Source organism: Gilliamella sp. Occ4-3 (genome assembly GCF_001690675.1).
Taxonomy (GTDB): Bacteria; Pseudomonadota; Gammaproteobacteria; order Enterobacterales; family Orbaceae; genus Gilliamella; species Gilliamella bombi.
Genome location: NZ_LZHR01000104.1, coordinates 1 through 26,014 on the forward strand (window position 1 = coordinate 1; position 26,014 = coordinate 26,014).

Sequence of the window (26,014 nt, forward strand, 5' to 3'; positions counted from 1 at the left end):
AATAATGTATATTATGTTAAATAATATTTGGTATTATGAACTTAAACCACCATTTTTAAATACCTTATTTTTTTGCCATAAATATAATCTCACTTCCAGGAAGTGGCATTTTTAAAATGTGTTTTCTTATTTTACCCCATACTTGCATTTCGCAAGCTTTACAATTGAACTTTAACAATAATTCTTCATTATTTTGAATTAATTTCATTGGCGTAACTTTAGTTTTAACACCTTGAATTCCTTTTGCTTGTTTTGGGCATAGATTAAACGCAAACCGTAAACAATGTTTGGTTATCATTAAGGGCGCATCGTTTTTAACTTCATGTGCTTCATAGGCACTTTCAATTAATTCAACTCCATGTTGTGTATAAAATTCTCTTGCTTTATGATTATAAACATTTGCCAAAAAGCTCAAATGATTTTCAGGATAAAACGGAACTGGGTTTTGTTCTGCTTTACGTTTTTGGCGACAATAACTTGTTAATCTTTTAGCAGTCAATTTATTAATAGTATCCCTTCGAAGCTGATTTAGTTGACTACTTGGAAAAAAATAAATTTTTGATAAATTTAAATCAAAATCAGTAAGATAATATATAGTTTTTCCTAATTTAGATAAATTATCTCTAATATTTTTTAATGATTTATCTGGTTGTTCCGCAAGTTCGAATTCCCCATTAAGTTCTACCTTGACACAAACACCCTCTTCGCTTTTTGCAATTAGCTCTATACCTTTTTCAATATTATATAGTTTAAATGACACACCAATTCTGCGATTACTTGATGCTTTCAATAAATTTTGTTGCCACACATGATCAAGATTTCGATTCACTATATAAGGTAATTTAACTGAAAAAAGCGGCTTAGGAATTTCATTTGGATAAATTCGATATTGATTAGCCGAAATTTTCTCCACTTTATCAGCTCTAAACCCAAAGATCTCTCGTTTTATTAGTACATTTAAGCCATCTCCATTAGTTAATATTTTCTCAGATTTAATATCGATAGTTTTAGGTGTAATTTGAGTTATTTCACCAATTTGCAAACCAATGAATTTAGGTGAATCGAATGCACCTATATTGGATTTTCTTCCATGTACAAAATAATCTGTACTTCCTCGATGAAATGTTTGGTGAGGATCTGGTGTAAAAAAGTGCTCAGTTCGACCACTTGACGCTGATTGTAAATTAGACGAATTTGACAAAATAGTATCTAATTTTTGACGATAAAAGGCTGTAATGTTTTTAACATAACTTAGATCTTTATAACGTCCTTCTATTTTAAAGGAGCGTACACCTACTTGAATTAATTCGTTCAAATTATCTGATTGGTTATTATCTTTCATTGATAATAAATGTTTTTCATAAGCAACAATGCGCCCTTGATCATCTTTTAAGGTAAAAGGAAGTCGACAAGCTTGGGAGCAATCTCCTCGATTTGCACTACGCCCTGTCTGTGCATGTGAGATATAACACTGTCCTGAAAATGCCACACAAAGCGCACCATGTATAAAAAATTCTATTTTTGCATCAATTTGCTCATGAATTTTAGCTATCTCAGTTAAATTAAGCTCACGAGCTAATACTATTTGTGAAAAACCAACATCAGATAAAAATTTGGCTTTTTCAGGTGTCCTTATATCCATTTGAGTGCTAGCATGTAAATCAATAGGAGGAATATCCATCCTCAAAATGCCCATATCTTGCACAATTAATGCATCAACACCTGCATCATAAAATTGCCATATAAGTTGTCTTGCTGGTTCAAGTTCATTATCGTGAAGAATGGTATTTAAGGTTACAAATACTTTTGCATAATAATGATGAGCAAATTCAACTAACTGGGCAATATCACTAACCGAATTACCAGCATTATGCCTAGCACCAAAATTTGGCCCGCCAATGTATACAGCATCTGCGCCATGTAAAATAGCCTGTTGTGCAATCTCAATATTTTTAGCGGGACTAAGCAATTCTAATTTATTATTGGTGACAAGATTTGACATTATAAACTCTTTGAAAATCTAACTAGTGAATAATTTGGTTTTTATTTTACAAGCATTATTATAAAATTAATAATACTTGTAAAAAACTTTCAGGAAAGTATGCGTTTGAATATAAATTTGATATAGATCATCTAGCCTTAGTTGCGATAAGTTTCATTCCTTAAAGCCTCTATACGTTTTTCTAATGGCGGATGAGACATAAACAATTCAGAAATTTTTGCTTTTTTAGCTCCATTAATGCAGAATGCTAAGATTGAAGTATCTTCACTTGGTTCATGACTAGTTTTTAGTTTTTCTAATGCGGCAATCATTTTTGTACTGCCTACTAATTTAGCCGAACCGGCATCGGCGTGAAATTCTCGATAACGAGAAAACCACATAGCTATAAGGCTTGCTAAAATACCAAATACGGTTTCAAAAATCATAACTATCAAGAAATAGGTTAACTGTGATAAACCACGATTACGATCATCCAATGCTTGAGCTACAACGGATGCTAACATTCTTGAAATAAAAATAACAAAAGTATTAAGAACTCCTTGTAATAAAGTCATTGTGACCATATCACCATTAGCAATATGACTCATTTCATGACCGATTACCGCTTCAGCTTCATCTTGAGTCATAGTATTTAATAAACCAGAACTTACTGCAACAAGAGAACTATTTTTAGTTGCGCCGGTTGCAAAAGCATTAACATCTTGAGCATGATAGATGGCAACATCTGGCATTTTTATATTAAGTTCCGTTGACAATCGGCGAATAACATCAAGTAACCATTGTTCTTGACTATTACTAGGTTGAGTAATGATTTGTCCCCCTACTGACCTCAAAGCCATTCTCTTAGATAATAGAAGAGATATAAGAGATCCTCCAAAACCAAAGATTGCTGCAAATATAAGTAATCCTAAAGCACTATGCGCATCAACGCCTAAAATACTTAGAATGATTCCAAATACAAACATAACGGCTAAGTTAGTTAAAATAAATAATCCAATTCGCATCATTATCTCCTCTCTTTATTTATACTAATTTTCAAATGATTAAGTGAAATGAAATCGCAATATCCCTATTGTTAAATGCGTATGATCGCAAAAATAATACATATATACAACTATCAATAAATAGTATATTTAATATTATTTGATATGTACTTATTTATTAAACAACAATATTAATAATATATGTTTATAAAACATTTGAGAATAAATTGCTGAGGCTGGAGGAGACCCTATCAGCTACATCCCACACACATGTATTTTACTTTGGCTGCTTCCTTCCGGACCTGACCTAGTGAGCAAAAAAATGTTGCAAGAGAACCCATAGAGCCTCCATTGAAGCGGAGGTATCATACTTGAATTATTAATTTTTTACAACTACTTTTTAGTATAACACAACTGTCCGGCTTTTCTTTAGATGCTATATCAAAAGAAAAGCCATTATTTGAAATGATAGTTTGTAATTCAGGAATTAGATTACTAGATTTTTCTCAACACGCTCTCTAAATTTTATACCTGGCCTAAATGTAACAACTCTACGAGCTGAAATATCAACACTTTCGCCTGTTTTTGGGTTTCTACCTGGGCGCGAATTTTTATCACGTACTGTAAAATTACCGAATCCAGATAATTTAACTGGTTCACCTTTTTCTAAAGCCACCCGAATCTCTTCAAAAAATAGCTCTACAAGGATTTTAGATTCTTGTCGATCAATATTAAATTTTTCGGCAAGACGATCTGCAATATCTGCTTTAGTTAATGTCATATTATTATTCTCTTAATAGGGCTTTAAAACGATTTTGTAAGGCAGTAACGCATTTGCTTACAATGTTAGTTATATCTTCTTCTTCAAGCGTACGTGATTTATCTTGTAAAATCAAACTAATAGCAATGCTTTTTTGATCTTCTCTGATATTTTCACCTTGATACACATCAAAAAGAGTAACTTTGATAAGTTGCTCACCACCCGCTTTTTTACACTCTAAAATAATATCCGCTGCTGGTATTGTATTTGAAACAATAATAGCTATATCACGTTTATTTGACGGATACTTGGATAAATCTTGAGCTACAGGTACCTCTTTTTTACTAATTTTAGCTAAATTTATTTCAAAAACAAGCGTTTTACTATTTAAAGACAATTTTTTTTCAATTTCTGGATGCAAGACTCCAAAATAACCTAATAACTCATCATTTAAATAAATCGCAGCGCTTTGTCCAGGATGTAAAGCTGGAAGTTCAGATTTTTTAAATTGTATTTGATCACCACACCCTAAAAGAGAAAAAATTGACTCAAGATCACCTTTAAGGTCATAAAAATCTACATTCTTTTTAGGGAGTTGCCAGTGTTCTTCGTATAAATTACCAGTAACAATACCAGCTAACATTAACTCCTGACGTACACCAAATTCACAATTTTCATCAGGAATAAAACGCAAACCAGTTTCAAATAATCGGGCACGCGTTTGCTGACGATTTTGGTTATATAGTATCACATCTAATAACCCAGACCAAAGTGATAAACGCATAACTGACATTTCACTTGAAATTGGGTTAGGTAATTTGATTTCTGGATATTCAGGATATAATATTTGCTGAACTTTTGGATCAACAAAGCTATATGTCACCGCTTCTTGATACCCTCTATCAACCAATAAATCCTTTACTCTACGTAATGGGATTTGACTTTCTGGTTTCGGTTTCATTACTGATTCAATTTTCAAATTGGCATTTGGGATATTGTTATATCCGTAAATACGGGCAACTTCTTCAACTAAATCTTCTTCAATTTGCAAATCAAAACGCCAACTTGGTGATTTTACAATCCAAACATTGTCTTTATATTCAACTTTACAACCAAGTCTAATTAAAATGTCGGTGATCTTTTGTGTTTCGATTGTATAACCAATAATGCGATCAATTTTACTACGCCGCAATTGGATAGTTGCTTGTGCAGGAAGTTCAGCCTCATGTGTCACATCAATAATTGGACCTGCTTCTCCACCACAAATATCAATTAATAATTGGCTTGCTCGTTCCATTGCTGTAAATTGTAATAAAGGATCAACTCCTCGTTCATAGCGGTGTGATGCTTCTGTATGTAAACCGTATTCACGTGCTTTACCTGTTATAACTAATGGATTAAAGAATGCTGCTTCAAGAAATACATCTTTAGTTGTTTGTGTTACACCAGATTTTTCACCACCCATAATCCCCGCTAGCGCTAAGATTTTTTTGTGATCGGCAATTACTAAAGTTTTATCATTAAGTTTAACTTCATTACCATTAAGTAAAGTCAGTTTTTCATCTTTGTTTGCATAACGAACAATTATGCCCTTTTCAATCTGCGATAAATCAAATGCATGCATTGGGTGGCCAATTTCTAATAATACAAAATTAGTTATATCAACAACGGCATCGATTGAACGAATTCCACCACGACGCAATTTTTCTTTCATCCATAGTGGCGTTTGAGCATTAACATTAATATTTTTAATTACCCTACCCAAATAGCGAGGTGATGCTGCAGGTTCATCTATTTTTATTGATACTGTGTCGGAAATTGTTGCCTGTACACTGTTAACTTTAAGTGCTTGCATTGGAATATTGTTAACTGCTGAAATATCTCTAGCAATCCCAACAATACCAAAGCAATCAGCCCGATTAGGTGTTACACTAATATCTATTGTGACATCGTTTAAATTTAAATATTCACGAATATCTTGTCCCAAAGGAGCATCATCAGGTAATTCAATAATACCATTATGTTCATCAGCAATCCCTAATTCTGAGTATGAACATAGCATGCCTTCTGACGGTTCACCTCGTAACTTAGCTGATTTGATTTTAAAATTACCTGGTAAAACAGCTCCCACTGTAGCACATGCAACAGTCAAACCTTGTCGACAGTTTGGCGCACCACAAACGATATCAAGTAATTCTTCTTTACCTATATCAACTTTTGTTACACGAAGTTTATCAGCATTCGGGTGCTGCATACATTCAATTACTTTACCAATAACGACACCTGTAAAGTCACCTGCTACTTTTTCTACATCATCAACTTCTAAACCAGCCATTGTTAATTGATCAGCTAGCGTTTCGCTACTAATTTCTGGATTGATCCATTCACGTAGCCAACTTTCACTAAATTTCATGTTTTGATCTCCAGAATTAATTAAATTGCTTTAAAAAACGTAAATCATTTTCAAAGAAAGAACGTAAATCAGTGACACCGTAACGTAACATGGTTAATCGTTCTATCCCCATACCAAATGCAAAACCACTATAAACTTCAGGATCAATGCCTACATTACGTAATACATTAGGATGAACCATTCCACAGCCTAAGACTTCCAGCCATTTACCATTTTTAGCTTTAATATCAACTTCAGCCGATGGTTCTGTAAATGGAAAGTAACCTGGCCTAAAGCGTATTTCCATATTATCTTCAAAAAAGCAGTGCAGAAAATCATGCAATAACCCTTTTAAATGTGTAAAACTGATATCTTTATCAACTAGCAAACCTTCCATTTGATGGAACATTGGTGTATGTGTTTGGTCATAATCATTACGATATGTTCTTCCAGGAGCAATTATTCGAATGGGTGGTTTTTGATTTTCCATTGTGCGAATTTGTACTGTTGAAGTTTGCGTTCTTAATAAACGTTTTGCATCAAACCAAAATGTATCATGATCTGCACGAGCAGGATGATGAGCAGGAATATTTAATGCATCAAAATTATGGTAGTCATCTTCTATTTCAGGACCGGTTTCAACAACAAAACCTAGTTCACCAAAAAAATCAACTAATCGATTAATTGTTTTTGTAACTGGATGTAATCCGCCTAATTCAAGTGAGTTGCCAGGCAATGTAATATCAATTGTTTCATTGGCTAGTTTTGCATTAAGAGCCTGACGCTCTAAATAATTGCGCTTTTGATTCAATAGCTGAACAACTTCTTGCTTTGCATCATTGATTTTTTGACCCACAGATGGACGTTCATCGGCAGAAACATCACGTAAAGAAGCCATTTGCATTGTAAAATAGCCTTTTTTACCAAAATATTCCACTCGAATTTGTTCGATCGAATTAATATCATTAGCACTTTCAATAGCGGATTTGGCGTTATTCACCAGTTCAACTAATTGAGACATACAGTTCTCCTGCTTATTGTGTTTATTGCATAAAAAAAGCCTCTTTTTGAGGCTTTTATAATTATTTTTTGTTTTTTCTTTGCCTCACGATTTAGTATTGTTAAAGAAACCAAAAAAGAAACAAAAAATAACTATATTCATAATAAATTTACTCTTAAAATATTAAAATTGAATGATAAAAGCCGAGATAACTCGGCTTTTATAAAGCTATTATAGTGCTGCTTTTGCTTTTTCAACTAATGCAGCAAATGCATTTTTGTCAAATACAGCAATATCAGCTAAGATCTTACGATCAATTTCAATTGACGCTTTCTTTAAACCATTGATAAATCGGCTATAAGAAAGACCGCATTGACGAGCAGCAGCATTGATACGAACAATCCATAATTGACGGAATTGACGTTTACGTTGGCGACGGTCACGGTAAGCATATTGTCCAGCTTTAATTACAGCTTGGAAAGCAACACGATATACACGTGAACGAGCTCCATAATAACCTTTTGCTTGTTTTAAAATTTTCTTGTGACGTGCACGAGCAATAACACCACGTTTAACACGAGCCATAAACTATATCCTCTAATAATTAATCAAAACTTAAACGTATGGAACACACGCAGTAACTAAACCTAAATCGCCTTTTGACACAGTAGTCAAACCACGTAAATGACGTTTACGCTTAGTTGATTTTTTAGTTAGGATATGACTCTTGTTAGCTTGCTTATGCTTAAAGCCACCAGAAGCTGTTTTTTTAAAGCGCTTTGCTGCGCCTTTTACAGTTTTAATTTTAGGCATTTTATTAATTTCCACTTCGCATTGTTAATAAAAACAAAATAATGGTGTAGTTTTCAATAGTATCAAAATCTAGCTTGTTGAACCATTATTTCTTCTTCGGCGCTAGCACCATAATCATTTGTCGACCTTCAATCTTAGTTGGATAAGATTCAATAACCGCCAAATCAGCTAAATCCTTTTTAATACGATCAAGCATTTCAGAACCTAACTGTTGGTGAGCCATTTCACGACCACGAAAACGTAACGTTACTTTAGCTTTATCGCCATCTTCAAGAAAGCGAATCAGGCTGCGGAGTTTTACCTGATAGTCGCCTTCGTCTGTACCAGGTCGGAACTTAATTTCCTTAACCTGAACAACCTTTTGCTTCTTCTTCTGCTCTTTTGTTGCTTTACTCTTTTCATAGAGGAACTTGCCATAATCCATAATTCGACAAACAGGTGGCTCTGCATTAGGGCTTATTTCAACTAAATCTAAAGTTGCTTCTTCAGCTTGTTTTAAAGCTTCATCTAAGCTTACTATACCGAGCTGCTCACCATCGACGCCGGTTAACCTCACCTCACGAGCTGTAATTTCATCATTGATTTTATGTGCTCGTGTTGACTGAATTCGTTTACTGACTTTAATATCTCATTCCTCCAAATTAATTTATCATTAATTCATTTGTTCTAATGAACGACTATGAATTTCGTTAAGCAACAATTCTATAACATGTTTCACTTCAAAGCTACCAAGATCTTTACCTTGACGAGTTCGAACTGAAATTGTTCCTGATTCCATTTCTTTGTCTCCACAAACAAACATATAAGGAACACGTTTTAGAGTATGCTCGCGAATTTTAAACCCTATTTTCTCATTTCTCAAGTCCGCTTTTGCTCTAATGCCAACTTTTTGTAATTGTGCGGTTAATTGTTTGGCATATTCAGCTTGATTATCGGTAATGTTAATTACTGCAACTTGCAATGGAGCAAGCCAAGTAGGGAAAAAACCTGCACAGTTTTCAGTCAAGATACCCATAAAACGCTCCATAGAACCTAAAATAGCTCTATGAATCATAACTGGGACATGACGTTCATTATCTTCACCTACATAAGTCGCATCTAAACGTTCAGGTAGCATAAAATCAAGCTGAACTGTACCGCATTGCCATGCTCTACCTAAACAGTCATGCAGAGTAAACTCTATTTTGGGACCATAAAAAGCGCCTTCACCTGGTAAATATTCAAATTCAATGCCATTTTTAGTTAAACATTCAGCTAAATCTTTTTCAGCAAGATCCCAAGTTTCATCTTTACCAATTCGTTTTTCAGGACGGGTTGATAACTTAACAGTAATATCATTAAAACCGAAAGTACTATAAGTATCATAAACCATTTTGATGCAGCTATTTACTTCACTGCGAATTTGATCTTCAGTACAAAAGATATGTGCATCATCTTGTGTAAAACCTCGAACTCGCATCAAACCATGTAAAGATCCTGAAGGTTCATTACGATGGCAACTACCAAATTCCGCCATACGTAATGGTAAATCACGATAAGATTTTAAGCCTTGATTGAAAATTTGCACGTGCCCTGGACAGTTCATTGGTTTAATACAATATTCACGATTTTCAGAAGAAGTAACAAACATTAACTCTTTATAATTACCCCAGTGACCTGTTTTTTCCCACAAAACACGATCCATCATAAATGGACCTTTTACTTCTTGATAATCGTATTCTTTCAATTTAGTGCGAACAAAAACCTCAAGTTCACGAAAGATAATCCAACCATCATTATGCCAAAACACCATACCAGGCGCCTCTTCTTGCATATGATAAAGATCTAGTTGCTTACCAATTTTACGATGATCTCGTTTAGCGGCTTCTTCTAAAAATTGTAAATAGCTATCAAGTTGTTTTTTATCTGCCCATGCTGTTCCATAAATACGTTGTAACATTTTATTATCACTGTTACCGCGCCAATAAGCTCCAGCAATTTTTTGCAATTTAAAATGATAGCAAAAACGCATATTAGGTACATGTGGTCCACGACACATATCAATATATTCTTCGTGATGATAAAGTGCTGGTTTTGAATCTTTTGGAATATTTTCATCTAAAATAGCAATTTTATATGGTTCATGTCGCTCCCAAAAAACTTCTCTAGCGCGCTCCCAACTAACCACTTCTTTTTTTACTTCATAATTTTTTTTAGCCAATTCATGCATGCGTTTTTCTAATGCATCAAGGTCTTCCTGAGTTAAAGAGTGATCTAAATCAACATCATAATAAAAACCATTATCAATTGTTGGACCAATAGCCATTTGTGTATTAGGCCATAGTTGTTTAATTGCGTGACCTAATAAATGTGCACAAGAATGACGAATAATTTCGAGTCCATCTTCATCTTTGGCTGTAATGATGGCTAATGTTGCATCTTGATCAATGACATCACAGGCATCTTTACGCTCGCCATTTACACGCCCAGCTATACAAGCTTTAGCAAGACCTGCTCCAATACTTTGAGCAACTTCTAAAACAGTAACGGGTTTATCGAATTGACGTTGGCTTCCGTCAGGAAGAGTAATAATTGGCATAACAAATCCTTATAACAGTGGTGCGCCACACGAAAGCGCACTTGCTTACTTAAAAAATAGGTCGAATATACTACCACTTATCATCTGGATTTAAAATAGAAAGAATCATATTAATATGAAGCTTAATAAATATACTAAAACACATAGTTACCGGAAACTTTTTTACAAATAAATGGTTATTTTTGTATAACAAAGATTATAATCATTAACTAAAAAAAGTTTATAATATGAACACATATGCTATGAATATTTGGATTGATGCTGATGCCTGCCCTAACCCAATTAAAGAGATTTTATATCGAGTTGCAAATCGAAAAGCAATAAATACAACATTAATTGCAAATCAATGTTTAACTATCCCCTTGTCACCTTATATTAAAACTTTATTAGTTGAAAAAGGATTTGATGTAGCAGATAGAAAAATAATTGAGTCGGTTCAAAAAAATGATTTAGTTATTACCTCAGACATTCCACTTGCATCCGAAGTTTTAAATAAAAATGCATTAGTGCTCACGCCACGAGGTGAACAATATACACTAGATACAATTAAAGAACGATTAATTATGAGAGATTTTATGGAAACCATGCGAGCAAGTGGAATACAATCTAAAGGTTCAGCTCCATTTTCCAGCAAAGACCGAGAAAAATTTGCTAATCAGCTTGATATATTACTTAATTCAACATCGAAATGAATTTAATAACTCTTTTAAATCGAGCAGCCAAATTAGCAAAACTAAATTTTTAGAAATAGCTCTCTGCTTTTGAATGGTTTTGATCCTACATAAGGTTTCAACGCCATCCTAGTAAAGCGTTTAGCTGCTTTTAACGTATCGATATTATCAAATTGACGTTTTCCTAAAGCTAAAACCTGCTCGCCAGTAAAGCTGATGCTATTTTGTAATAAACTACTGATAAATCCTTTTTCCGATTGATATTGATAATACATCGATTTAACAATGTCATCGCCAGTTACACAGCAGTGAAAAAAATCAACGTGATATCCTAAATTTTCTAATAACGATAATTCAAAAGCTCGCAACACATTTTCAGCAGGAACCTGTTGGGCTAATTGTTGCAGACTTTTTAGATAATCATCAAAAAGAGTTGGCAATTCTGCTTCTGCAACTAACACTCGATGTAATAGTTCATTTAAATAAAATGCGCTATACAAAAAAACAGATACCAATGGCAATGCAAGCGACATAGCTTCAACCTGACGCAATGTTTTTATTTCACCTTGGCCTGAGTATTGCACAATAAGTGGAGTAAAAGGTTGCAACATACCTTTCAAGGCAGAGCTTTTTCGTTTAGCACCTTTAGCTAATACCTTTACTTTTCCGATATTTTCAACAAATAGATCGACTAATAAACTAGTTTCAGTATAAGAACGAGTATGTAGTATAAATGCTCTTTGCCAATTTTCCATTCAAAATACCTTTCAATCATACCACCGTTTTTTGATTAATAAATTGTATCTGAGCAAAATTTAGATAAATCCATGAAATTTTCACCTGAAATTTAACTAAAGATCCGATATAATCAATGCAAACAATAGGATTATAGGATAAATAAAAGACAAACTATGGAACTTTTTTCAATAATTTTACTTTTGGTGTTAATTGTATCACTTTCTGGTGTCGTTGTTAAAATGTTACCAATTCAAATTCCACTACCTCTAATGCAAATATTATTAGGTTGCATATTGGCGGCATTTAATGTTTATGTAGAATTTGATCCAAAACTATTTCTTGTTTTATTTATTCCTCCTTTACTTTTTGCTGATGGACGCAAAACATCAGTAAAAGACTTCATATACAATGGTAGAGAAATTGTCGGATTGGCTTTAGTTTTAGTTGTTATCTCTATTATAGCATTAGGTTATATTCTGCATTGGATATTACCAAATGTTGAATTAGCAGCAGGTTTAGCTTTAGCTGCTGTATTATCTCCAACCGATGCAGTTGCATTAGGTGGAATTGTTGGTAAAGGCCGTATCGAAAAAGAGAAGATGGAAATCATTGAAGGTGAAGCATTAATGAATGATGCTTCAGGTCTGGTGTCTTTGAATTTTGCTATTGCTATTGCAGTTGGTGATGCAGTATTTAACATCTTTGATGTTAGCGTACAATTTTTTATAGTTGCTATTGGTGGCTTGGCTATTGGCGTTTTATTTACTTGGTTATATGCACGTATTTTGCGTAAAATAAATCAGTTGACTCACAATGATCCCGCTATTCAAATAGTATTACTATTTTTATTACCATTTGCTGCCTATATCATTGCTGAGGAATGTCATTGTTCTGGTATTTTAGCAGCAGTAAGTGCAGGTATGACAGTGAACCATTCTGGTATGATGCGAAACGCACCTTTAACTGCACGTTTGCAATCAGATAGTACATGGTCAATGTTAACCTTTGTATTTAATGGATTTGTATTTGTTTTATTAGGTATTCAGTTACCAAGCATTTTTAACAATACTTTTGTAGAAAACCAGATCGACACTTCGATTGAGGTATGGCAATTATGTTTAATTGTTCTATTTGTTTTTGCTGTATTGATGGGAACTCGGTTTGCTTGGTTATGGGCTATGAAGCATATGCCAACGATGCCTTTTGGAACTAAGAGACCTCTTGCATTTAGGGCATACTCAACCAGAGATCTTTTAATTTCAACATTTGCTGGCGTTAGAGGAGCTATTACTCTAGCTGGTGTTTTATCTATTCCAATGACGATTAGTGGTCGTTATCAACTGGTCTTTATTGCGACAGGTATCATATTAATATCATTGATTGCAGCGGTGATAATCTTACCTATCTTGTTACGAGGTAGTGTAATTTTAGATAATTCTGAACAAAAAAATGAAATTTTATCAGTTAAAGGTCATATGGCTGAAGAGGCAATTGTAAGCCTAGAAAAAATGCAAAATAATTTGTTGCAAGAAACAGCTGAAGACCGAGTAGATCAAGAAATTATTCATGAAGTCGGCTCGCGTGTTATCGGTTCGCTAAGACGCAGAACCGGCCTTAAAGATTTAGAACAAAAATCTCTTGAAGCAGAAAATCTAGAAAGACGTATGCGTTTAGTTGCTATAGGTGCAGAACGTACTGCTCTTTTACAAATGAAAGTTCGTAATGAGGTTAGTGAAGAGGTTTTTGAACATTTGAATACCGACTTGGATATTTATGAAAAAATGATTTCTGGGGATGCATAAATGATTGGAGCAAAAAGCCAAATTTTAAACAAAATTCATTCACAGTTTGTCAATAAAGCGCCCCATATTTTGGGGCTTACCTTGCGATGCATTCCTTTTAATGTAAAAAAACAAACCATAGAGCAATTATTGAAATTACAATTTGAACATTCTTTGCAAGATGGTGATCTAGATTTTTTAGAAAATCGTTGCCTTAAAATTCAAATTACTGATCTAGAGCTTGTGTGGTTTGTTAGTTTAATCAATAATAAATTAGTTGTTAGCCGAGAAGAAATTGCTGATGTAAGCTTTATAGGTAATGCTAATGATTTGATTATGATAGCAACTAGACGACAAGACCCTGATACACTATTTTTTCAACGTCGTTTGATTGTTGAAGGCGATACTGAATTAGGATTATATGTAAAAAATTTAATGGATTCTATTGAGTTAGAAGTTATGCCAAAATTTTTAAGGCTAACACTCGAAAAACTAGCAGATATTATCGAAAGTGCACCAACTAATTAAGAATAAATTATACTCATTTTCAATCATTTAAAATTTTGATTGATTAATTTCTACCTTGCTAATAATAAATTATTCTAAGCCCCCTATAAAATGGGGAAAAGAAGCTGATTATTTTGAATATATATAATGAAATTTATGAGTTTCTTTACAGAAAACATAAAATATATGGTTACACAATGAAAAATAACCAAGAGCCGCCAACTTTTTACTTCCACGATTATGAAACATTTGGAACTCATCCTGCATTAGATCGCCCTGCTCAATTTGCTGGAATTCGAACTGATGAGAATTTTAATATTATTGAAAATCCTTTGGTTATATATTGTTGTCAAACTCAAGATTATCTACCCAATCCAGAAGCGGTACTAATTACTGGCATAACACCTCAAGAAGCTAATAACAAAGGAGTTTGTGAAGCTGAATTTATTCGACAAATTCATCAAGCTTTTAGCAAACCTAATACTTGTATTTTAGGCTATAACAATATTCGTTTTGATGATGAAGTAACGCGTAATCTTTTATATCGTAATTTTTATGACCCTTATACTTATTGTTGGCAACACAACAATTCAAGATGGGATCTACTTGATGTAGTTCGTGCTTGTTATGCGCTAAGACCAGAAGGAATTAATTGGCCAACTAATGATGAAAACCTTCCAAGTTTTCGTTTAGAACATCTAACAAAAGCAAATAACATTAAACATGAACATGCACACGATGCAATGTCTGATGTTTATGCAACTATAGCAATGGCTAAATTAATAAAAGAAAAACAACCTAAACTGTTTAATTATTTTTTCTCATTACGTAAAAAAAATAAAGTTGCTGAACTTATTGATGTAGTTAATATGACACCAATAGTTCATGTATCAGGCATGTTAGGTAGCCATCGTGGTAATCTATCTTTAGTTTCACCTATAATTTGGCATCCAGTACAAAATAATGCCGCTGTTATTTGCGATTTAACTGGTAATATAGATCTCTTAATCGATCTCCCCGTTGAGCAAATAAAGGAAAGGCTCTACACCAAAACTGAAGATCTACAATTAGGTGAATCACGAATTCCTTTAAAATTGGTTCATACCAATAAATGTCCTATTATTGCACCATTAAAAACATTATTACCTGAAAATGCTAATCGGTTTAACATTGATATAGAGCAATGTTTAATAAACCAACATAAATTGTTAGAAAATCAAAATTTATTACAAAATAAAATGCAGTCGTTATTTAATATTGATAATAATAGTCCTATTAATACTATTAACGCTGATGTTGATTCTCAAATTTATGGAAAATTTCTAAATAACCAAGATAAGTTACGCTGCGAAACTATTCGAACAACTCCAATTCATCTATTAGATAGTTTATCATTAACGTTTGATGATCCTCGTTTACCAAAACTGTTTTTTCGTTATAAAGCGCGAAATTACCCACAAACATTAACAGAGCATGAACAGATTATTTGGAAAGATTATTGTCGTGATAAACTCAACACCCCAAAAATTCAAGATTACTTATTAATATTAGAGCAATATGCTGAAACTTATATTCAGCAACCAGAAAAACTAGCATTAATTAAACAACTTTATCATTACTACCATTATTTAGTTGGTAATTAATTTTGACAAGCGTATCATATAGACAAATAACTTTATGTCACACTAGCAACGTCATAATTTATAATTAAGATTAATAGCATTTACGTTATGAAACATTTTCTAGCTAAGCACGCTACCATCAGACATAGACTATATTCTTTATACTATACACTTTTTAGTTATGGTCGTGGATTGGTCATATTAACTCTTTGTTTATGGGTTGGTAATATTATTTCTAAAATACTACCTATAATGATTCCTGGCAGTATTATTGGTTTATTGATCTTATTCTTCTTACTTGCATTTCAGTTAATTCCCACTTGCTGGATCAAAAATAGCTGTAATCTATTCATGCGTTACATGACATTGTTATTTATTCCTGCAGCAATGGGGATTATGGATAATTATTCACTTTTATTACAAAATTGGGTTCCGATTATATTTGGCTGTGTAGGTGGTTCTCTTATTGTATTGATTCTAACTGCATTTTTAACGGAACAATGTCATAAAGTCGCAGCAAAAAATTCAATTTCATCACCAAAAGGTGAGGTCAATCAGCCATGATATGGATGCTACCATTAACACTTTTTGTTTTCTTCATTATTAGAAAAATATCATTTAAAATAAAAAATCCGTTATTTAATCCCCTAGTAATTACGGTCATAGTATTAATTCCAATTTTACTGATAACAAACACTAGCTATACACAATACGTTGACAACGTACAAATCATTAATGACCTCTTGCCTTATTCTGTTGTTGCTCTCGCCTATCCTTTATATGAACTTATTCCCCAAATTAAAGCTCGTTGGAAGTCAATAATGATTATTACTTTTACCGCATCGCTTGCTTCAATGATAACCGGTGTTTGTATTGTATTTTGGTTAGGTGGAAGTATTGAGATTGCTGCATCTGTGCTACCTAAATCTGTTACTACTGCCATTGCAGTAACAATTGCAAGTAATCAAGATGGTGTACCGTCAATAGCTGCATTATGCGTGATATTCGTTGGAACATTAGGCGGTATATTTGGACATCAAATATTAAATTTAGTAAAAATAAAATCAGCACCAGCAAGAGGATTAGCTATCGGTGCTGTTTCACATGCTGTCGGCACTGCCCGTTGTATTGAAGTTGATTATAACGAAGGTGCGTATAGTTCGTTATCATTAGTTTTATGTGGTGTTATGACCTCATTGACAGCACCTTTTTTATTTCCAATAATGGTATTTATTTTTAAGTGGCTTTAGCATGAAATTAAAAAAGCTTATTGCTTATATTGTTAGTTTCAGCTTGATTTCAATAACTGCTATTATAGGTTTAGATTATTGGATCAGCTATAAAACGGCTCCTTATATTTATCATGATGAAAATAAACTTCCTTACCGAACTATTGGTGTTGTACTTGGAACATCGAAATATGTTCGAGGAGGAGGCTTAAATGATTTTTATCGTAACCGTATTGATGGAGCAATTGATCTTTATTGGCAAAACAAAGTTGATTATTTATTATTAAGTGGTGATAACGCTCTTTTAAGCTACAATGAACCAATTACTATGAAGAAGGATTTGATAAAAGCTGGAATTCCTAGCGATGTGATCGTTTTGGATTATGCTGGTTTTAGAACTTTCGATTCGGTGGTTCGTGCCAATAAAGTATTTGATGCAAATAATTTTACTATTATCACTCAAGAGTTTCATTGCGAACGAGCTATTTTTATTGCCCTTGCACAAGACATACAAGCGCAATGTTTTGCTGTGCCCTCCCCTAAAAATATGAAGTTAGTCCGTATTCGCGAAATGTTTGCGCGTGTTAGTGCATTTATTGATCTTTATATTCTAAAAAAAGAACCTAGATATCTTGGTCCTGTAATTCCTATTTTATCTAATGCTCAATAACCATCCTAAATAACAAAAGATTGTAAAAACTTTCAGGAAAGTGCATCTTTAAGTATAAAAACCAGACAAAAGAGGACTTGTCTAATAAATTAGATTGCATTTTTATGCAGAAAAAAGTAATATTTAATCAACTTTAGCATCAAGAAAAATGTATAACTAACAATGAATATTGAATTAAACCATATTAACTGTTTTTATGGTAAACATCAGGCCTTAAATGATGTTTCACTCTGCTATCCACTTGGTGAAACCATTGTATTACTTGGTCAAAGTGGAGCAGGAAAAAGCTCTTTATTAAAAGTTTTTAATTTACTTGAAATACCTAGTTCAGGGCAGATGACTATTGCTAACACTCATTTTGATTTTTCTGAAAAAATCAGTGAATCAACAATTAGACATCTCCGTAAAAATGTAGGCATGGTATTTCAAAACTATAATTTATGGCCGCATTTGACGGTACTAGAAAATTTGATTGAAGCACCTTGCCAAGTATTAAAGTTATCTAAAAAAGAAGCTTGCGATAAAGCAATGGCGATATTACAAAGATTGCAAATTGATGATATGGCACAACGCTACCCGCTCCACCTCTCAGGTGGACAACAGCAACGTGTCGCTATTGCTAGAGCGTTAATGATGGAACCTAAAATATTATTATTCGATGAACCTACAGCAGCATTAGATCCAGCAATTACATCGCAAATTGCCGAAATTATCAATGAGCTATCTCAAACAGGTATTACACAAATTATAGTTACGCATGAAGTTGATTTTGCACGCAAAATTGCTTCACAAGTAATTTATATGGAGCAAGGTAAAATTATTGAGCGAGGACAACTCGAATGTTTTGCTCATCCTAAAACTGAAGAGTTTAAAGCTTATTTGTCACATTAATTAAAATAAAATTAGGTGGATATATGAAAAAAACGTTACTAGCTATTTGTCTTGCAGGAACAGCTTTTGTAGCTCAAGCAGCAGACACCTTAACAATCGGAACAGAAGCAACTTATGCGCCTTTTGAATTTACTAATGAAAAAAATGAAATCATCGGCTTTGATATTGATGTGATTAATAAGATTTGTGATGAAATAAAAGTTTCATGCAAAATTGTCAATCAATCATTTGATGGTTTAATTCCTAGCTTAAAAACTCGTCGAATTGATGCCGCTATAGCAGGAATTGATATTACGCCAGAACGACAAAAACAAGTTGATTTTACTAAAATTTATTATGATGATAGCTCAATCCAATTTGTTACATTGAAAGATACATTAACTAATCTCGATCAACTAAAAGGTAAACGAGTTGGTCTACAAAAAGGAACAACTTATCCTAAATATTTAAGTGATAAATTCCCAGATATGAAAGCGGTTAGCTATGATAGTTATCAGTACGCTATTTTAGATTTAAAAGCGAAGAGAATTGATGCAATAGTTTCAAGCTCAATTGTAGCTGGCGAATGGCTAGGCAAAGAGACTGATATTGTTGCTTTAAGCGATAAAATCACTGACCACGACTATTTTGGTGAAGGTTTAGGAATTGCTATCCGTAAGGGTAACGAAAAATTACTTAACCAATTTGATCAAGCGATAGATAAATTAAAAGCTAACGGTGAGTTAGATGCTATCTATAAAAAATGGTTTAATAAATAAACTATATTTTTAAATAAATATAACAATGATAATCTCGCCGCATTATCTTGCGGCGAATTTATTTTTTAAATTAACCTTGGTTTTTTTATGTTTGATTTTTTTGCAAATAAAATGATATGGATCTCATCGTTAATGGATGGGTATATTTTGCCGCTTATACAAGCAACAGGTATCACATTATCATTGGCTTTTGTATCATTAATTATCGGAATTGTTTTCGCTTTAATTTTCTCAATACTAGAATCTGTTCCATTTAAACCAGTTGCCTGGACAATGTCCTTATTTAACTTAACAATTCGTGCTTTACCTGAATTATTAATTGTAGTGGCTATTTATAACGGATTACCACTATTATTAATATTATTAAATGATGGTTTCACAATCGATCTTTATTATTTGTCGTTGACGATACAATTAGATATTCAAGATTTTAATATTAGTCCTTTTTTATGCGGTGTTGCAGCACTATCACTTTTATACGCTGTTTATGCCTCTCAAACGTTACGCGGTGCATTTAAAGCAATTTCTAACGGACAAAAACAAGCAGCTCAAGTACTTGGGTTAAGTAAATCACGCACGTTTCTTCGCATTATAATGCCACAAATGTGGCGTCATGCCTTGCCTGGATTAAGTAATCAGTGGTTAATTTTGTTAAAAGACACCGCATTAGTTTCAGCAATTGCAATTGATGATTTAATGATGCAAACCAAAACTATCATCGCGCGAACCAACCAACCTTTTTTATGGTATTTTGTTGCAATGATCATTTATCTAATTATCTCAATTTTAAGTCAAAAGGTTATAACGCGTATTGAAAAACGCTCAACCTATTTTGAACAACCTACATCAGCGAAAAGTTAGTAAGGCCGTATTATGTCTGATAATTTTATTCATTACCTTAACATCATTGCCCAAGGTTTACCCGATACACTAAGTTTAGGTATTTTGGGTATTTTATCTGCTGGATTGATTGCTGCTTGTCTATCATGTCTATTGTCATTAAATCACTTTATATTAAATAAAGTTATACGCACATATGTCATTATATTTACAGGTACACCTTTACTAGTACAACTTTTACTAATTTATTATGGGCCATCACAATTTAGAGATATTTTAATCAAAATACCGACGTTTTATAACATTATTTCTTCGCCTTGGTTTTGTGCCTATTTAGCATTAACACTCAATAGTGCCGCCTATACAACTCAAATTTTTTATGGTTCATTAAAAGCCTTACCTAAAGGACAGTGGCAAGCTTGTGAAGCACTTGGCATGAATAAAAAACAAACTTTAAAAGTTGTTTTGCCTTATGCATTAAAAAGAGCCCTTTCGACTTATTCAAATGAAGTTGTCTTTGTAGTAAAAGGCACAGCATTAGCGTCAATGATTCCTGTTATGGATGTTATGGGCTACAGCAATGAATTGAATGCGGATTATTATGATTTCACTATTTTTATTGCTGCTGGGTTAATATATCTCTTGATAAATGGTTTACTTAGCACCATTATGAGGATTATAGAGAAAAAAGCCCTCAAATTTGAAAACTAATATGAGCCAATTTGATTCAGCATCTTTTTTAAAAACAGTCCCACATAAGCCGGGAATTTATCAAATGTTTAATGATAAACAGACGATTATTTATGTGGGAAAGGCTAAAGATCTTAATAATCGTTTAAAAAGTTACTTTAATAATAGTAAAAAAACGCTAAAAACGGATATGCTCGTTAGTCATATCCATCATATTGAATTTACAATTACCAATACCGAAACCGAAGCCTTACTGCTTGAACAGACTTATATTAAAAAGTATCAACCACGATACAATGTACTGTTAAAAGATGACAAAAGTTACCCATTTATAAAGTTAAGCAAAGAACAACATCCGCAATTGTCTCTTTATCGTGGTGCGGTCAATCGAAAAAAAGATGAATTTTTTGGCCCTTATCCAAGTGGATATGCAGTAAAGCAAATATTAGCTTTATTACAAAAAACATTTCCAATAAGACAGTGTTTAAATTCAACCTATCGCAACCGAACTCGCCCCTGCCTACAATATCAGATTAAACGTTGCTTAGGGCCTTGTGTGTCTGGATTAGTCAGTGATGAAGATTACCTAGAACAAGTTAACTATGTTAGATTATTTTTATCTGGCCAATCAGATCAGATAATACAAAAAATAACTGAAGATATGCAAAAAGCTAGTAGCGAACTCAACTTTGAAAAAGCAGTAGTTTTGCGTGATCAACTACAAGCAATAAAGCATATCAATGAAAAACAAGCCATATACAACAACAACGATAATCTTGATGTGATCGGTTTTCATTATGAGTCTGGTTTAGCTTGTATATATGTTTTATTTATTCGCAATGGACAAACATTTGGGCATCGTTCTTATTTCCCTAAGGTTCCATCAAATACTGAGCTAGAAGAAGTTATCGAAACCTTTTTAGGACAGTTTTATTTACAAGGCAATCAAAACAGAAATATTCCTAAAAAGATTTTACTTAACTTCTCATTATCTGATAAACAACCAATAGAAGAAACGCTATCACTTATTGCTGAACATCAAATTAAATTAGTTGATGAACCTAAAGGTGATAACCTAAAATTACTCACTATTGCAACCGTGAATGCTCAAACAGAAGTCAAAAACAAACTACTAGCAAACTCAACAATAAAACAACGTTATGACGGATTAAAAGATTTTTTAAAAATTGACAAAATTAATAGAATGGAATGTTTTGATATCAGCCATTTTATGGGTAAAAACACCATTGCATCTTGTGTTGTTTTTGATGATAAAGGACCTGTTAAATCCGAATTTCGACGCTATAATATTACAGGAATTACCCCTGGTGATGATTATGCAGCAATGCAACAAGTATTATCACGCCGTTACAATAAAAAAGATCTGCCTATCGACAAAGTCCCCGATATTATTTTTATCGACGGTGGTAAAGGACAACTTAACCAAGCATTAAAGGTGTTTGAAGAATTAGAAGTAAATTGGAATAAAAATCATCCTATTCTAATTGGAGTTGCTAAAGGTGCTGAGCGCAAAGAAGGACTAGAGACACTATTTTTTGAAGCACACGGTAAAGGGTATTATCTTGATGATCACTCACCCGCCCTATTACTCATTCAGCAAATAAGAAATGCATCACATGATCATGCTATTGTTGGTCAACGTAAAAAAGGGACAAAACAATTAACCGACAGCGCCTTAGAACATATTGAAGGTATTGGTGCTAAAAGGCGTCAAGCACTACTGAAACATTTTGGTGGATTAAGAGAGTTAAAAAATGCCAGTATTGATGAAATAGCGCAAGTACAAGGTATATCAAAACAATTAGCTGAAAAAATTTATCTAAATTTACAACAATAACCCATTGAAAAAATAACATATTTCAGGCAACATAATCATTAAGAAAATACTGTTTTTTATTAATCTATAATGCATTGATTAATAAAATAAAAAAAGAGCTTTTGTCACATGAAAATTAATTTTCCAACATTTTTAACACTATTTCGAGTTATTTTAATTCCTTTTTTTGTGCTGGCATTTTATTTATTCCCTCATGAATGGTCTGGTTTTTTCTCTGCATTAATTTTTTTAATTGCGGCCGTGACTGATGTATTAGATGGTTATCTTGCTCGCCGCCTAGGACAGACAACCAAGTTTGGCGCATTTTTAGATCCAGTCGCCGACAAAATCATAGTAACAATAGCGCTTGTTTTAATTACACAATATTATCAATCATGGTGGATCTCAATCCCTGCAATTATTATTGTTTCACGAGAAATTATAATATCGGCCTTACGGGAATGGATGGCTGAAATTGGTAAACGTAACAATGTAGCTGTTTCGTCAATTGGGAAAATCAAAACGATAGCACAAATGACAGCATTAACTTGGCTACTTTGGCGTCCTTGTGACATTGTTATTTACGCAGGTCTTGCAGCATTGTTTATTGCAACAGTATTAACGCTATTATCAATGTTGCAATATTTATGGATAGCACATAGCGATTTATTAGAAGAATAATAACTTTTAGTTAATATTCCTACCTAAGCATTTTTTATACGAGTAATTTTGTTGATAAATTCTAGTAAACAAAATTACTCATCCCCTTCAAAATCAACCAATAACTTCTATTTAAATTGTTAATCAGTCAAACATTGAGCAATTAAACGATTTATTTGAAATTTTTATTGACTGAAACCATAAGATCGGTAAAATGCACAGCATTCAAAACGAATTACTTTTTAGTAATTAATTTTGAGCCCGGGTGGTGAAATCGGTAGACACAAGGGATTTAAAATCCCTCGGCCTTTTTGGCCGTGCGAGTTCAAGTCTCGCCCCGGGCACCACTTCTTACCTATGCGTCTATGCGGGAATAGCTCAGTTGGTAGAGCACGACCTTGCCAAGGTCGGGGTCGCGAGTTCGAACCTCGTTTCCCGCTCCAATTCAAAAGTAATAATTAAGACAAGAAGTTAGTGGCAATAATTTTATTTTTAAAGTCCTAATTTAGGTTTAATGATTTTTGTTTTTTGATTTATTTCTGACATTTCCTTTTGCGTTATAAAATAACTCAAATGTCAAATTAAATAAGGACTATTACAACTAAGTGGTATATTATTAATTGGTTCGGTAATAGCAACACCTAGATTACACCATGAAGTGCAATTCTTCTTAACTCCTTAGAATAAAAATCGGCAGGGCTTTTAAACTTATGCCGTTTTCTTGGGCGTGTGTTCAATAGATATTGTATTTTCTTTATCTGTTTGTCGTCAACTAATGAAATGGCCGCTGACTTAGGTATAAACTGACGTATTAAGCCATTGGTGTTTTCATTTGTGCCTCTTTGCCTGCTTTTATAAGGCTCCGCAAAGTACACGGTAGTATTTAAATAATGCTCAATAGCATGATGATAATTAAATTCGGTTCCATTATCAAAGGTGATGCTTTTAACCATTTTTTTAAACGGCGTTAGCAATTTTATTATCATATCTCTCGTTTCGGAGGCGGTACGTTGATTGAGGCGCCCAATTAATACTAGCCCTGTTTTGCGTTCAACTAATGTCACCAATGCTTGCTTGTCTTTACGGCTAATAATCGTATCGCCCTCCCAATGTCCTTGCGTTTTCCGACTTTCTACATAACTTGGACGTTGTTTAATTGACCGTTTATATCGGCGGTCTCCTTCTTTAATGTTCGGCGCCTTGCAATGCCGATAAGCTTTGCCTTTTCGCCTTAGATAAGGTTTGAATTGTTCATAGCGCGCTTTATTTTGATAAAGATAGTTATAGATTGATTGGACGCTTGTAAATGCCCCAAACTTAGTACACAACTCACGTAGAAAATTAAGCTGCTTGTTTTAGTGTTTTATACTCAATCGGTGTCATGTTATTTAATGCCTCATGCGGTCTTTCGGTGTTATAAATCGTTAGCCATTCTTCGGTTATTTTCCTTGCTTGTGCTAAGTTGTTAAAAAGATATAAATCGAGTACTTCAGTACGATAGGTACGATTAAATCGGTCAATATAGCCATTTTGATAAGGGCTACCAGGCTTTATATAATCAATGACTATATCATGTGATTTAGCCCAGTTTATAAAGGTTTTTCCTGTAAATTCTGGCCCATTATCGACCCGTATTTTTAATGGATATCCATGATATTCGGCCAGTTTATCTAAGTAACGGGTAATTCTTCCTGCTGGTAAGCTTACTGCAATATTAATCCCTAACGCCTCACGATTAAAGTCATCGATAACATTGAATGTTCTAAAGCGACGTTGATTACGACTACTGTCACTCATAAAATCCATTGACCAACATTCACCTTGTTTATTGGGTGCTGATAGCCTTTCTGGGCTTCGTGGAGGAATGCGCTGTTTACGCTTTATCCTGAGATTAAGCTTTAATTGGCAATACACCCGATACACCCGTTTATGATTCCATTTATAGCCGAGCTTTTTGATACGATTAAAGCATTTAGGAAAGCCCCAGCGTAAATGCCGGTCTGTGATAGCATTCAATACCGAAACAATCACCGAATCATCCTGTAACTTAGGTTGATAATAGTAAGCACAACGGCTTAAGCCAACAATGGCACAACTCATAGCAATAGTAACTGAATGATTTTGTTGTAGTTGCTGTGCCCACGTTTTACGTGCCTTTGTGGGCACTAAAGCTTTTTTATGATTTCTTCCTGAAGCTGTGATTTTAAGCTAAGCTCGGCAAACATCTGCTTAAGTTTGCGGTTTTCAGCCTCCAGCTCTTTTAAGCGTTTGATATCCGAAGTTTCCATTCCGCCGTATTTTTCCCGCCATTTATAAAAAGTTGAATTACCCATGCCATATTTACGGCAGAGTTCCTTGACAGGAATACCTGCTTCAGCTTCTTTTAAAATAGCGACGATTTGATGTTCAGTCATTTTTTTCATCATTAAATTCCCTTTACTTTTATCATAGAGAATTTTCTACTTTTTTGCTGTACTATTTTAGGGGATAGCTACATAAATCACCTTTCTACTTTCTTCACTCCACCGTGTTTAAAATTGCACTTCATGTTTGAATCCAGGACATCTATTTTATTTTATAAAAATAAAACAG

At 33.5% G+C, this 26,014-nt stretch carries 24 protein-coding genes, 2 tRNA genes, 1 other RNA gene and 1 pseudogene; 15 read left to right on the forward strand and 13 right to left on the reverse strand.

The window, feature by feature from the left end; genetic code table 11:
* Window positions 1–64: 64 nt before the first annotated feature.
* The 10 genes from A9G44_RS10225 to thrS form a co-directional block, all read right to left on the reverse strand.
* Window positions 65–2,002: a peptidase U32 family protein gene (locus A9G44_RS10225; protein WP_065610860.1), complete on the reverse strand. Its 1,938-nt coding sequence runs from the start codon at window positions 2,000–2,002 to the stop codon at window positions 65–67.
* Between the two features lie 137 nt (window positions 2,003–2,139).
* The gene (htpX, locus tag A9G44_RS10230; protein WP_065610863.1) at window positions 2,140–3,009 is read right to left on the reverse strand and encodes a protease HtpX; all 870 of its coding nucleotides are present in this window, start codon (window positions 3,007–3,009) and stop codon (window positions 2,140–2,142) included.
* Window positions 3,010–3,231: 222 nt separating this feature from the next.
* Window positions 3,232–3,327: signal recognition particle sRNA small type (gene ffs / locus A9G44_RS10235), an RNA gene on the reverse strand.
* Window positions 3,328–3,472: 145 nt separating this feature from the next.
* The gene (locus tag A9G44_RS10240; protein ID WP_034913150.1) at window positions 3,473–3,766 is read right to left on the reverse strand and encodes an integration host factor subunit alpha; all 294 of its coding nucleotides are present in this window, start codon (window positions 3,764–3,766) and stop codon (window positions 3,473–3,475) included.
* 4 nt (window positions 3,767–3,770) lie between these two features.
* On the reverse strand, window positions 3,771–6,158 hold the full coding sequence (gene pheT / locus A9G44_RS10245) for a phenylalanine--tRNA ligase subunit beta (protein ID WP_065610865.1): 2,388 nt from the start codon (window positions 6,156–6,158) through the stop codon (window positions 3,771–3,773).
* A gap of 16 nt (window positions 6,159–6,174) precedes the next feature.
* Complete coding sequence (gene pheS, locus A9G44_RS10250) at window positions 6,175–7,158, reverse strand: phenylalanine--tRNA ligase subunit alpha (protein WP_065610867.1); 984 nt, start codon at window positions 7,156–7,158, stop codon at window positions 6,175–6,177.
* Between the two features lie 210 nt (window positions 7,159–7,368).
* Window positions 7,369–7,722, reverse strand: coding sequence for a 50S ribosomal protein L20 (rplT, locus tag A9G44_RS10255; protein ID WP_024496189.1), 354 nt, complete (start codon window positions 7,720–7,722; stop codon window positions 7,369–7,371).
* Between the two features lie 30 nt (window positions 7,723–7,752).
* Complete coding sequence (gene rpmI, locus A9G44_RS10260) at window positions 7,753–7,950, reverse strand: 50S ribosomal protein L35 (RefSeq protein ID WP_034913143.1); 198 nt, start codon at window positions 7,948–7,950, stop codon at window positions 7,753–7,755.
* Between the two features lie 85 nt (window positions 7,951–8,035).
* Entirely contained in the window at window positions 8,036–8,575 is a 540-nt protein-coding gene (infC, locus tag A9G44_RS10265; protein ID WP_065560275.1) for a translation initiation factor IF-3, read from the reverse strand.
* A gap of 27 nt (window positions 8,576–8,602) precedes the next feature.
* The gene (thrS, locus tag A9G44_RS10270; protein WP_065610869.1) at window positions 8,603–10,528 is read right to left on the reverse strand and encodes a threonine--tRNA ligase; all 1,926 of its coding nucleotides are present in this window, start codon (window positions 10,526–10,528) and stop codon (window positions 8,603–8,605) included.
* 242 nt (window positions 10,529–10,770) lie between these two features.
* Here thrS and A9G44_RS10275 point away from each other — a divergent pair, with 242 nt between their 5' ends.
* The gene (locus tag A9G44_RS10275) at window positions 10,771–11,220 is read left to right on the forward strand and encodes a YaiI/YqxD family protein (RefSeq protein ID WP_065560286.1); all 450 of its coding nucleotides are present in this window, start codon (window positions 10,771–10,773) and stop codon (window positions 11,218–11,220) included.
* Window positions 11,221–11,261: 41 nt separating this feature from the next.
* Here A9G44_RS10275 and recO read toward each other — a convergent pair whose 3' ends face one another.
* Window positions 11,262–11,954 carry a DNA repair protein RecO gene (gene recO / locus A9G44_RS10280; RefSeq protein ID WP_065610871.1) on the reverse strand — a complete coding sequence of 231 codons (693 nt, stop codon included), beginning with the start codon at window positions 11,952–11,954 and terminating at the stop codon, window positions 11,262–11,264.
* 156 nt (window positions 11,955–12,110) lie between these two features.
* On the opposite strand from recO, the gene A9G44_RS10285 reads away from it, so the two are divergent.
* The 14 genes and pseudogenes from A9G44_RS10285 to A9G44_RS10350 all read left to right on the forward strand — a co-directional run bounded on the left by A9G44_RS10285 (window position 12,111) and on the right by A9G44_RS10350 (window position 23,865).
* Entirely contained in the window at window positions 12,111–13,739 is a 1,629-nt protein-coding gene (locus A9G44_RS10285) for a Na+/H+ antiporter (protein WP_065610873.1), read from the forward strand.
* A 21-nt stretch (window positions 13,740–13,760) separates the two neighbouring features.
* Entirely contained in the window at window positions 13,761–14,246 is a 486-nt protein-coding gene (gene ubiT / locus A9G44_RS10290; RefSeq protein ID WP_141671738.1) for a ubiquinone anaerobic biosynthesis accessory factor UbiT, read from the forward strand.
* Between the two features lie 176 nt (window positions 14,247–14,422).
* Entirely contained in the window at window positions 14,423–15,868 is a 1,446-nt protein-coding gene (sbcB, locus tag A9G44_RS10295) for an exodeoxyribonuclease I (protein ID WP_065610875.1), read from the forward strand.
* An 87-nt stretch (window positions 15,869–15,955) separates the two neighbouring features.
* Entirely contained in the window at window positions 15,956–16,411 is a 456-nt protein-coding gene (locus tag A9G44_RS10300) for a CidA/LrgA family protein (protein WP_081296801.1), read from the forward strand.
* A complete protein-coding gene (locus tag A9G44_RS10305; protein ID WP_065610877.1) occupies window positions 16,408–17,097 on the forward strand; it encodes a CidB/LrgB family autolysis modulator in 690 nt (229 codons plus the stop codon). The genes A9G44_RS10300 and A9G44_RS10305 overlap by 4 nt, the downstream gene beginning before the upstream one ends.
* A gap of 1 nt (window position 17,098) precedes the next feature.
* Window positions 17,099–17,728: pseudogene (locus tag A9G44_RS10310) on the forward strand (ElyC/SanA/YdcF family protein); the annotation flags it as partial.
* A 180-nt stretch (window positions 17,729–17,908) separates the two neighbouring features.
* Window positions 17,909–18,637, forward strand: coding sequence for an arginine ABC transporter ATP-binding protein ArtP (gene artP / locus A9G44_RS10315; RefSeq protein WP_034913117.1), 729 nt, complete (start codon window positions 17,909–17,911; stop codon window positions 18,635–18,637).
* A gap of 23 nt (window positions 18,638–18,660) precedes the next feature.
* Window positions 18,661–19,395, forward strand: coding sequence for a transporter substrate-binding domain-containing protein (locus A9G44_RS10320; RefSeq protein ID WP_065610879.1), 735 nt, complete (start codon window positions 18,661–18,663; stop codon window positions 19,393–19,395).
* Between the two features lie 132 nt (window positions 19,396–19,527).
* Complete coding sequence (artQ, locus tag A9G44_RS10325) at window positions 19,528–20,256, forward strand: arginine ABC transporter permease ArtQ (RefSeq protein ID WP_034913174.1); 729 nt, start codon at window positions 19,528–19,530, stop codon at window positions 20,254–20,256.
* Window positions 20,257–20,268: 12 nt separating this feature from the next.
* The gene (artM, locus tag A9G44_RS10330; RefSeq protein WP_034913109.1) at window positions 20,269–20,946 is read left to right on the forward strand and encodes an arginine ABC transporter permease ArtM; all 678 of its coding nucleotides are present in this window, start codon (window positions 20,269–20,271) and stop codon (window positions 20,944–20,946) included.
* A 1-nt stretch (window position 20,947) separates the two neighbouring features.
* Window positions 20,948–22,783: an excinuclease ABC subunit UvrC gene (uvrC, locus tag A9G44_RS10335; RefSeq protein ID WP_034913107.1), complete on the forward strand. Its 1,836-nt coding sequence runs from the start codon at window positions 20,948–20,950 to the stop codon at window positions 22,781–22,783.
* A gap of 108 nt (window positions 22,784–22,891) precedes the next feature.
* Window positions 22,892–23,443 carry a CDP-diacylglycerol--glycerol-3-phosphate 3-phosphatidyltransferase gene (gene pgsA, locus A9G44_RS10340; RefSeq protein WP_034913104.1) on the forward strand — a complete coding sequence of 184 codons (552 nt, stop codon included), beginning with the start codon at window positions 22,892–22,894 and terminating at the stop codon, window positions 23,441–23,443.
* A gap of 238 nt (window positions 23,444–23,681) precedes the next feature.
* Window positions 23,682–23,769 (forward strand) — tRNA-Leu (locus tag A9G44_RS10345).
* Window positions 23,770–23,789: 20 nt separating this feature from the next.
* A tRNA-Gly gene (locus A9G44_RS10350) sits at window positions 23,790–23,865 on the forward strand.
* Window positions 23,866–24,063: 198 nt separating this feature from the next.
* Here A9G44_RS10350 and A9G44_RS10355 read toward each other — a convergent pair.
* Window positions 24,064–24,750, reverse strand: coding sequence for an IS30 family transposase (locus tag A9G44_RS10355; RefSeq protein WP_065610880.1), 687 nt, complete (start codon window positions 24,748–24,750; stop codon window positions 24,064–24,066).
* A 13-nt stretch (window positions 24,751–24,763) separates the two neighbouring features.
* A protein-coding gene (locus tag A9G44_RS10360) for an IS3 family transposase (RefSeq protein ID WP_442902935.1) occupies window positions 24,764–25,845 on the reverse strand; the annotation gives its coding sequence in 2 pieces (ribosomal slippage) (window positions 24,764–25,602 and window positions 25,602–25,845; 1,083 coding nt in all).
* Window positions 25,846–26,014: the final 169 nt, after the last annotated feature.